At 46.9% G+C, this 9,826-nt stretch carries 9 protein-coding genes; 2 read left to right on the top strand and 7 right to left on the bottom strand.

Going from position 1 to position 9,826, the window contains the following annotated elements; genetic code table 11:
* Positions 1 to 122: 122 nt before the first annotated feature.
* A complete protein-coding gene (gene glsA / locus IQ270_RS24655) occupies positions 123 to 1,046 on the bottom strand; it encodes a glutaminase A (RefSeq protein WP_193975814.1) in 924 nt (307 codons plus the stop codon).
* Positions 1,047 to 1,911: 865 nt separating this feature from the next.
* Between glsA and IQ270_RS24650 the strand changes: the two genes are divergently transcribed.
* Positions 1,912 to 2,253, top strand: coding sequence for a hypothetical protein (locus tag IQ270_RS24650; RefSeq protein WP_193975813.1), 342 nt, complete (start codon positions 1,912 to 1,914; stop codon positions 2,251 to 2,253).
* Here the strand turns inward: IQ270_RS24650 and IQ270_RS24645 are convergent.
* The 4 genes from IQ270_RS24645 to IQ270_RS32050 all read right to left on the bottom strand — a co-directional run bounded on the left by IQ270_RS24645 (position 2,250) and on the right by IQ270_RS32050 (position 5,444).
* Complete coding sequence (locus IQ270_RS24645; protein WP_193975812.1) at positions 2,250 to 3,233, bottom strand: YdcF family protein; 984 nt, start codon at positions 3,231 to 3,233, stop codon at positions 2,250 to 2,252. The genes IQ270_RS24650 and IQ270_RS24645 overlap by 4 nt on opposite strands.
* A gap of 194 nt (positions 3,234 to 3,427) precedes the next feature.
* The gene (locus tag IQ270_RS24640; RefSeq protein ID WP_193975811.1) at positions 3,428 to 3,586 is read right to left on the bottom strand and encodes a hypothetical protein; all 159 of its coding nucleotides are present in this window, start codon (positions 3,584 to 3,586) and stop codon (positions 3,428 to 3,430) included.
* On the bottom strand, positions 3,587 to 5,074 hold the full coding sequence (gene pap, locus IQ270_RS24635; protein ID WP_193975810.1) for a polyphosphate:AMP phosphotransferase: 1,488 nt from the start codon (positions 5,072 to 5,074) through the stop codon (positions 3,587 to 3,589).
* Positions 5,075 to 5,321: 247 nt separating this feature from the next.
* Positions 5,322 to 5,444 (bottom strand): hypothetical protein, encoded by a 123-nt coding sequence (locus IQ270_RS32050; protein WP_255532484.1) that lies wholly within the window; start codon positions 5,442 to 5,444, stop codon positions 5,322 to 5,324.
* A gap of 393 nt (positions 5,445 to 5,837) precedes the next feature.
* Here IQ270_RS32050 and IQ270_RS24630 point away from each other — a divergent pair, with 393 nt between their 5' ends.
* Entirely contained in the window at positions 5,838 to 6,821 is a 984-nt protein-coding gene (locus tag IQ270_RS24630) for a GNAT family N-acetyltransferase (protein WP_193975809.1), read from the top strand.
* 389 nt (positions 6,822 to 7,210) lie between these two features.
* Here IQ270_RS24630 and IQ270_RS24625 read toward each other — a convergent pair whose 3' ends face one another.
* Both IQ270_RS24625 and IQ270_RS24620 read right to left on the bottom strand, forming a co-directional pair.
* On the bottom strand, positions 7,211 to 9,574 hold the full coding sequence (locus tag IQ270_RS24625) for an Ig-like domain-containing protein (RefSeq protein WP_339384311.1): 2,364 nt from the start codon (positions 9,572 to 9,574) through the stop codon (positions 7,211 to 7,213).
* Positions 9,552 to 9,826 (bottom strand): Ig-like domain-containing protein (locus IQ270_RS24620; RefSeq protein WP_193975808.1); only part of this gene is annotated, 275 nt, incomplete at its 5' end. The genes IQ270_RS24620 and IQ270_RS24625, both read right to left, overlap by 23 nt.

Below are 9,826 nucleotides of genomic sequence, written 5' to 3'. Positions count from 1 at the left end.
GTCTCAGTATTTTTGCAAGAGGTCTAATGAAACAGCCCTCGGGAGAAAGTTCGATAGAGTCCCAAAGGCAGACAGGGAGAGGATTTGATTTTTTTGCTCTGCCTTCTAAAAATACAAGTTATCTAATCAAATATGCTCAGCCGCAGATTTTTAGCTATTTGTTCCAACAAAAATAAGCCCCCGACAGAATTTCCTTCTTGATTTAGGGGCGGACTGTAACAGCCGATCGCGCCTTCACCCGGAATTACCGAAAGCATTGCCCCGCTAACTCCCGACTTGGCGGGGAGTCCCACCTGCAGCGCAAAGCGCCCGGAAGCCTCATACAAACCGCAAGTAGCCATCAGTGCTTTGACAGTGCGACAGTTTTCCCAGAGTGCTGGGCCACTGTTTACCAGCACCATTCCCAGCGAGGCCAAATCCTCCACAGTTCCCGACAAACAACAAACTCGATTGTAAGTTTCTAAAGCAATTTCCGAGTTTTGCAGATAACCCGATTTTACCATTGCTAAGGCAAGATCCCGATTATTTTGATTCCGCTTTTCATTTACTGAATCCAGCATTAACTCATCCACAAATAACTGACTGTTTGCTTGTTGGTTCAGCCAAGTTCGCAAGTTTTGACAGCGCGCCGCAGCATTTTTACCTGGAATCAAAGACGCTAGGGCGATCGCCCCGCTGTTAATCATCGGATTTCTCGGCTTCCCTTTATCCCTTTCGAGTTGAGTCAGGGAATTGAAAGCAAGTTCCGAAGGATCGCAGCCCACGCAGTCAAAAACCGTTTTTTCGCCCAATTCGCACAGCAAGTAAAGCAGCACGAAGGGTTTGACAGCGCTCATCAGCGGGAACGTGCGAGCAACGCTGCCCCAGCTCAAAATTTTACCGTCAACTGCCCGAATTTGCACGGCAAACCCTTCTCTGTCGGCTCGCGCCAGAAGAGGTACGTAAGTGGGGATTTGACCGGATTTACTGCGATTAATTGCCTGTTTTGCCCAAGCTGCCAGTTGTTCCGGTTGCAGGGAAGATAATTTGCTAGTGGATGTGTTCACTGTCGATTAAGGATCGTGAATTAAATAATTTACACATATTTGTGGGATGGGCGGGAGAGCCCATCCCACAAGAACAATAAAAATGGTGAGTTATTTAGCACTCTCATTCCTAAGTCCGCAGGCGCAAATAAACCGATACCGATGGGGTGTCATACCAAATCCGGGTTAGCCACCCCTGTATTTTTGAGTCGGCCTTCTGCCGACATCGTTTGTGTAGAGGCGGTTTCAACCGCCGAATCGTCAAGGGGGGATGTTACCCGGATTTGGTTTGGCTCGATCGCGAAAGACTTATTGTCTTGTCAAACTTCACCTACATTTAGATCGTTTGAGATTTGAGATTAGCAGTCCGATCGCGCTTTCGATACCGCTTTCAAAAAAACAATGCAACTGTATCCCAACTTTAAACCCTTATGCAATCAGTCATTTTCCATCTTATATTGAAAATATAAAAATGAAAATTGTATGACCCACAAATCAATTTCTTAAAATAACTGCCTCACTTCAGAGGTATTGCCAGAAACCTGGTTTCTGACATCACAAAAGCAAACTCAGCTTTTAAATAATTGACGTTTTCGGCTGCGCGGAGATAATAAATTTATCGACAATTTTTGAGAAAAATCTGTCTTTGCATAAAAACCTCCCTTTCACCCAGATATATAATTAGCAGCTCGATCGGCAGGGCTGCCAACCAAAACCAACCAGCACTGGCTTGAAAGGCCTTCAGGTTCTTATGGTTTAATCCCCAGCAATGGGCGGGGTGCATATGTAACTTAATTCTTTCAGAGTTCGGCCAATCCTGTCCGGAAACCCCCCGAACCTTTAAGAATGACTATCCAACCGGATTCACCAAAACCAGGATAAAACAATGCCAGAAGATGCGAAAGCAGAAGCACCCAAACCCGCTCCGCTGACTTTTAAGGGCGTATGCAAAGACGGAGTTCTCAAAGGCAAAGAAATCGAGGGCAAGTTAGACATCAAAATCAACGTTGAATCAGTCAAAGCCGCAGAAACACCTCCCAAAAAAAATGAGTGGGAAGCGCCTATATTTTGGGCGGTGTTCTTATTAACTGCCAACTTTGCCGTCGGCGACCCCGCAGGAATCAGAAATTACAGCTCCCCACAAAGGTCTCATTCTCATGAGATGTTAAACCAATCTGGGGAGCAGTCGCTGTTGCCTAAGAAAAACACCAGCAACTCGCCGCTTTAGGCTCTGGGAGCCTGCCAGCCGCGCAAATAGTAATAAAAAGACCCGAAATATTCATCGAATACTTTCGTCGTAGTTACCAAGGCTTCTGCACTAGGCAGAAAATCTGCCGCGTCTAAACGGAGTCGGGATTTCCCTCCAGACACGGGTTGGTAAGTGTAGAAGTCTGTAGCTCTGGGAATCACCTGAATGCCCATATTTGCAAAAGCTAGGCTGGCACGGCGCATCTGAATCGCTGATGTTACCAGGATTACTTTACGCCCGACGCCGCGGCTGTCGAGGATCTTTCTCACTTCCTCGGCGCTGGTGCGTATGTTGCTGCCATTATCGTCGAGAACGATACTGGTGCGGGGCACACCCATGTTGCTTGCCAGCAAAGTTTCGATATCTTTGGCTTCGCCAGTATAATTCTGTAACTCTGCTCTGGGCCCTGCGCTAACGATGACCAAAGGTGCTAGTTGTTTTTTATACAAAACGGCTGCGTAGGGCAGGCGATTGCCTGCATCTGTCAGTTGAATTGCTTCTCGGTGGTGAGGCTGAGTCGTTCCTTTGCCCAGCAGGACTATGGCCGCTGCTGTTTCGTCGCAGCAAACTGTGGTGCGTGCAGCCGCATCGCGTTCTGCTTGATCGGCGAACCAATAAGCCACCACTGGCATACTCGACAGGATCAAAACTAGCAGCGCAGCCAGGATCATTCTCGGTGCTGGGTTGCGGATGCCCCCGTTGGTGATCAGCGCCGATGCAATCACCAGCAGCGTGATCGAAAAACCTAGGGGCTTAAAGAAGAAGGCTATTAGACCGAAAATCGCTGCTCCGACTGGCGTGTCTGGCGCGAAAAAAGCCAGGAACAAAAGGCTGATCAGCAGCAAAACGCGCAGCCGATCTATTAACGGATTGTCTTTGCCTCCTGATGTATCCCACCACGATTTGATCAGTGAGAACAGGAGGAATAGAAATAGAATGCGAGCTAATAGTTCTGGCATCTTGCAATATTCTGTGTGTTCATAAATTAGTACAGAAGTTTGGAAACGAGCGGGAATTTAGCGGAGGGAGGAGATACGGGCATCGGTGGGTTTTTAACTTTCGCCAATAACGCAGTCCGATCGCACTTACCCTGATGCTCGATTCCGGTCAGCTATCAACTATTGGTTGCAGGCTGCAAGCCCGCTACTTTCAGTTACCGATTGCTGACAGTTAATTGGTAATTGATAACTGGTAATAGTTGATTGGTAATTGGTAATGGATCGAGCACAGCCAGGTGGAATTGGCAATTCAAACCTGCTTGCTGCCGCCTGCTTTTTTTCCAATTACCTGTTACCCATTCACCAATCCCCATTTATCGGCGTTTCAGTTGATTCCGAATTGCCTGCGTTACCGTTTGAATTACTTTAACACGAGCATAATACTTGTTATCGGCCGCAACTAGCGTCCAGGGAGCAGCCGGGGTGCTGGTGCGCTGAATCATTTGATTCACCGCCACTTCATAAAAATTCCACTTTTGGCGATTCCGCCAATCTTCCTCGGTGAGTTTGTATTGTTTAAATGGATTGTTTTGCCGCTCTGTAAACCGCTTTAGTTGCTCGTCAGGACTGATGTGCAGCCAAAATTTAACTAAGACACAACCGAAACTGGTAAGTTGCTCCTCAAATTCGTTAATTTCCTGGTAAGAGCGACGCCATTCGAGGTCGGTGGCAAATCCTTCGACTCGCTCGACCAGCACTCTACCGTACCAACTGCGATCGCAAATGCTGATTTTACCAGCAGTCGGCAACTCTCGCCAGAACCGCCAGAGATAGTGGTGAGCTTTTTCTTCGTCTGTCGGGGCCGCAAACGCATTAACGGTATAGCTGCGGGGGTCTAATATGTCCGTCAAACGTTTAATCGCACCTCCTTTGCCGGCCGCGTCCCAACCTTCAAACAGCACTAATACGGGGATTTCATCTTCGTCAATGCTTTGTTGCAGTTTGCCAAAATCGGTTTGTGCTTCGCGAAGTTGCTGTTTGTATTCGTCTGGCGACAGCGATAGAGTTAAATCTACTTGGGCGAGCAAGTCGGGTTCGGTGGGTTGCAACTTTTCTTGAGGCGGCAGTTTCAGCGGTGCAGATTGCGCCGACAGCGTGTCTAAGGCTTCTGTAATTTTGGCTGCCATTTGCGTTAAAACTTTGATTCTCGCCCACCGCTTACAGTCGCCTTCTACTAGCGTCCAAGGTGCCGGCCCAGTGCCGGTTTGAGTTACCATTTCTTCGGCCAAATTTGTGTATTCTTGGTATTTTTTGGCTTGTTTCCAGTCTTCGGGCCGCACTCGCCAAGCTTGTAAACTGTCGTCTTCTAGTTTTTTGAGCCGATGTTTGAGTTCTTTTTTGCTCAGGTGAATCCAAAATTTGGCAATTGCCGCGCCGTCATTTACGATCAGTCTCTCGAAGGCGTTGATTTGTCTGATGATTGTCGGTACTTCGGCATCGGAGACTCGATCGAACAACCGGTCTTCTAAAACATGAGTGTACCAACTGTGATAAAAAAAGCCAATCCGCCCCCGCGCTGGCAGTTTTTGCCAAAACCGCCACATAAAAGGATAGTCCATTTCTGCATCTGAGGGCGGCCAAATCGGGTGGACGGAAAACCCGCGCGGATCCATGTAACCCACCATTTTTTTGACCAGAGCGCCTTTGCCAGCGGCCGCCCAGCCTTCGAGTACGATGATGGTGGGCAATTTTTTTTCCCAGCAAGCTTTTTGGAGCGATCGCAACTGCTGCATTAAAACTTCTATCTTGGCATCGTAGGTTTCTTTGTCCAGGGAAACATCTAAATCCAGGTTGTCGAGCATATTTACCTCATACAAATCCGAAAAAACAGTTTAAATTTAGTTTAACGTTAGGATAAAGTTAAATCTTCAAGTGCGGCCAAAAGTTATCATAACTACACTTATTCCCAGTTACAAGCGCGGTGATTCTGTCGCCGCATCCAGGCTGCCGCTAATACTAACAAAACTCCCCTCACATCAAGCTTGCCAAAAAAAACCTGAGCGGTTATAGTTGAATTAGGGAACTTTTTAATAAGTTCAACTTTTCCCTTCACCCGATCGGGTGAGCGAACAAAAGCAGCAACAAATCCCTGAAACGGGCTTTATTGTCAAACAGAGCCAAAGTAAAAATCAACAACCCGGTGGGGGTGAAAACTTCTTTACTTAGCTGCATTAAATTTATTCAAACAACAGTTACTCAAGCACCAGCTTTGATAACTTCGAGGGCGCTGCTTGCGAAGGTGGGGCGCTACTCGGGCCATAGATTCACATACAAAAACCGCCCAAACGGGCAAACCAATTTTTATGATTGCGCTATGAGATAAAACCTGAAAGCCTGAGTGATATAAACAGGTTTCTGAGTTTTATCAACACCATTCTGAATATTACTGTCATTTCTCGTGCAACAGGCATCTTGTCTGTTACTGACATTTGTACAAAATGTCATTTCTAATGCAACAGGCATCTTGCTTGTTACTGACATTTGTACAAAATGTCCGAATTACTGTACTTGTTTGTCAATACCCACTAATAGCAACAGTCCGATTTTACGGATTGGAAGTTTTTTATGAATATCTTAACAACACGATCGTACAAAGGCGAAACTGACTGGTGCGCGATCGCCAATTTAATCGATGCTTGCGAAGCAGTCGATCGACTCGGCGAAGAAGTATCCGCCAGCGAACTCAAGCTAATCCTTGACTGCCCCAAACTTGACAAAGCCCGCGATGTCCAATTGTGGGAAGACGGAAACTACAGACTAATTGGTTTAGCACTGTTAGATATGCCAGATTCCACCGATGAAATAGAAGCTTGTCTCTGGTTTTATGTGCATCCAAATGTACGGGATGAAGGCTTAGAAAAAGACATAATTAAATGGGGAGAAAAACGCCTGGCCGAAGTAGGAAAACAAGGCAATTTGTCCACCAAATTGCGTACCTACAGCCGTGAAGATAAAACCGATCTGATGCGGATTTTAGAGAAACAGGGCTTTGAAGTCGATCGCTATTTTCTCACAATGGCGCGATCGCTCGCCGAACCAATTCCCGCACCCGAATTTCCCGCAGATTTTGCGCTGACGCACGTATCCGGGGAAAAAGACATCCAACCTTGGGTAGAGATGTTCAACCAATCATTTATCGATCACTGGAACCACCACGATTTAACAGCCGAAACCGTGCGATACTGGATGCAAGACGAGAATTATCAGCCGGAATTAGACTTGATTGCTGTTTCGGGCGATTCCCTGCGGGATAGCTTCGCTTCACGTAAATTTGCAGCATTCTGCGACTGTCAAATCAAACAGCAAAAAAATAGTAACAGCAGCACAAAAGACGGCTGGATAGAATTATTGGGTACGCGCCGCGACTATCGCAAAATGGGCTTAGGAAAAGCGATGCTGCTAGCTGGCTTGCATAAGTTGAAAGCAGCGGGCGCAAATACAGCGAAACTCAGCGTCGATGCCGACAGCTTGACAGGCGCGACAAAGCTTTACAAATCAGTCGGTTTCCGCCCGCTGGAAACATGGATAGAGTGGGCTAAGACAGTTTAAAACAAGGTTGGTAGTTTAGTTGTAGGGTGCGTGAAAGCGAAAAATCTTGGCTAGGATGAAAACATTAACACTCACGCACCCTCCCAGCAACTCTGGACACGGCAATGCCTAAAGCCGTGTCAACTTAACGTTCATTCCATAGTCCGGCAGGGGTTTCAACCCCTGCCTCAAAGCGCAAGTCCTCTAAAAGAGGACTGATGAGTTCTTGAGTCCTCTTTTAGAGGACTTTAGCTATTAGCCAGGGGTTTCAACCCCGGTTGGACTCGCGGGATGACTAACAGACTTGGCGGGCTGACAGCTTAAGTTGACACGGCTTTGGGCCAAGCCCTCTCCTCATTTCTAATAATTCCAATGCTACCGAATTTGAGATGAGAGCTTTCCTTCTTTCCCTAAATCTGCCGAAAATTCACGGCTGTTATCAAATTCGCATTCACTCCAATCATCATACCTAACTCCTCTCCTGTCAACAGGTTTTTGATAATTGTTCCCTGAGTATTTTGAGTAATTGCTAACTGATTAAAACTTAAACCACCAGCTAATCCAATCAAATCTTGACCGCTGGTAAAATCAGCGATAACATCAAATCCATGACCAAATTTTAGTACAAAGATATCGTTCCCACTACCGCCAATCAAACTATCATTCCCCAAATCTCCGTAAAGAATATCGTCGCCTTTGCCACCCATCAGAGTATCGCTATCTTCCCCTCCATAAAGAGTATCATTTCCTTCACAGCCTCCCAAAATATCTGCTTGCTCGTTACCGCTGATAAAATCATTGCCTTCGCCACCACAGATAGTATCCGCACCCTGACTTCCAAACAAGTAATCATCACCCTCACTACCAAGCATTGTGTCATCACCTTTCCCTCCAAATAACGTATCATCATCCTTACCACCATCGATGAAATCATCATTTCTGTTGCCAAAAATAATGTCATTACCTTCCCTGCCATTTATAGAGTCATTTCCTTTCCCTCCAAAAATTAAATCATTGCCAAAATTGCCAAGAATGATGTCGTTTCCTTCATCTCCAAATAGGATGTCATCACCACTACCACCACTGATAAAATCATTGCCTGTATTGCCGTTAAGGATGTCGTTTTCATCGCCGCCATATAAGTTGTCATCCCCGGAAGAAGCATCGAATATATTGCCGCTGTTGCTGCCGAGAAATTCATCATTTTTAGCAGTGCCTATTTGAAGTGCGGATACACCGAGTATGGTGTTTTCAACTCTGTTTGGTTGGTTTAGGTTGGGATAGGGAATGTCATCGCAGATGCAGTCATCATTTGGGATGTTATTAGTTATTGGCGTTACCGATGGTGTTGGCGTTGGTGTTTCCGTTACCGCAGGTGTTGGCGTTACCGCAGGTGTTGGTGTCGGTGTTGGTGCGGGTGTTGGCGTTACCGCAGGTGTTGGCGTTACCGCAGGTGTTGGTGTCGGTGTCGGAGGTAGCGATGGTGTCGGCGTCGGTGTCGCTGTCGGAGTTTCCGATGGCGCGGGCGTCGGTGCTGGAGTTGGAGTTGGCGAGAAAGGCGTCGGAGTTGGAGTTACCTCGGGCGTCGGAGTCGGCGAGAAAGGCGTTGGCGTTGTTACCGGAGTTGGTGTGGTGACAGGAGTTGGGGTTGTTACCGGAGTTGGCGTTGTTACCGGAGTTGGTGTGGTGACAGGAGTTGGGGTTGTTACCGGAGTTGGCGTTGTTACCGGAGTTGGCGTTGTTACCGGAGTTGGGGTTGTTACCGGAGTTGGCGTTGTTACCGGAGTTGGGGTTGTTACCGGAGTTGGGGTTGTTACCGGAGTTGGCGTTGTTACCGGAGTTGGGGTTGGTACCGGAGTTGGTGTTGGCACAGGTGCGGGAATATTCACGCCAAAAGTACCTAAACCGCTAGCAGCAGACAAATTGCCAACAACATCCCTCACCTGTGATGCTTGCAAATTAACTGTGTAAGTACCATTGTCAGCATTATCCCAAGTTCCCCCTGGCGACGTAAACGAATATGTCGCTGTGCGCGGTGTACCATTGCTATTAGTATTAACACTAACAAAACTAGCAGGAATAGCACCACCTGACCAATTTACAACAACGTCAGAATTATCTAAGCTGCTAACATCAACTCCAGTGGTATCAGTGAAAGTAACTGTCAATATCTGACTTGTACCACCCGCTGTAGTAATATTAGAAATTGCCGCCAAGTTAGCAGTAGGTGGGATGACATCAATAATCGGGAGCGTGATATTAGCAGTGCGAACAAGTTGAGTGGCTGCGGTGTTATTGTTACCCGCAGCATCTGTGGCCTTAGCTATGGGAATATCAACTGTGACATTACCACTAGCAGTGGGTGTGACATCAAAAGTGTAAGTTGTGGCATCAACTATGACAAAGTTTCCGACAGCAGCATTGGCTACGGTGATATCAGTAGTATCAAAGCCGATGACATTTTCACTGAAGGTGGCGGTGACGGTAAATAAACCAGTTACTGTGGTTGGTGAAGTTGATGTTAAGGCTACTGTGGGTGCGGTAATGTCGGCAGTGCGAGTTAGTTGAGTGGCGGCGGTATTGTTGTTACCAACGGTGTCTATGGCTGTAGCTGCTGGGATATCAACTGTGACATTACCAGTAGCAGTGGGTGTAACTGTGAATTCATAAGTTGTACCGCTAGTTGTTGTAAATCCGCTAACAGTGCCGTTACCAACTGTCACGTCAGTTGCAATAAATCCTGTGACATCTTCACTGAAGGTTGCTGTGACGATAAATGGTGCGTTTGTGTTGGCTGGTGATGCGGATGTTAGGGTGACTTGGTGCTGTAATGTCGGCAGTGCGAGTTAGTTGAGTGGCGGCGGTATTGTTGTTACCAACGGTATCAATCGCTGTAGCTGCTGGGATATCTACGGTGACATTGCCACTAGCAGTGGGTGTAACTGTGAATTCATAAGTTGTGCCGCTAGTTGTTGTAAATCCGCTAACAGTGCCGTTAGCAACATTGATGTCAGTGTCAATAAATC

Source organism: Microcoleus sp. LEGE 07076 (assembly GCF_015207455.1).
Classification (GTDB): domain Bacteria; phylum Cyanobacteriota; class Cyanobacteriia; order Cyanobacteriales; family Microcoleaceae; genus Microcoleus.
The sequence above is the reverse complement of the archived record's forward strand: the minus strand, read 5'-3'. Positions and strand labels throughout refer to the sequence as shown.

What these genes read in the sequence shown, in the direction of transcription:
- IQ270_RS24645 (WP_193975812.1), bottom strand. Translation starts at nt 3,233, where the DNA reads ATGCCAGAACTATTAGCTCGCATTCTATTTCTATTCCTCCTGTTCTCA.
- IQ270_RS32050 (WP_255532484.1), bottom strand. Translation starts at nt 5,444, where the DNA reads ATGCAGCTAAGTAAAGAAGTTTTCACCCCCACCGGGTTGTTGATTTTT.
- IQ270_RS24630 (WP_193975809.1), top strand. Translation starts at nt 5,838, where the DNA reads ATGAATATCTTAACAACACGATCGTACAAAGGCGAAACTGACTGGTGC.
- pap (WP_193975810.1), bottom strand. Translation starts at nt 5,074, where the DNA reads ATGCTCGACAACCTGGATTTAGATGTTTCCCTGGACAAAGAAACCTAC.
- IQ270_RS24640 (WP_193975811.1), bottom strand. Translation starts at nt 3,586, where the DNA reads ATGGGGATTGGTGAATGGGTAACAGGTAATTGGAAAAAAAGCAGGCGG.
- IQ270_RS24650 (WP_193975813.1), top strand. Translation starts at nt 1,912, where the DNA reads ATGCCAGAAGATGCGAAAGCAGAAGCACCCAAACCCGCTCCGCTGACT.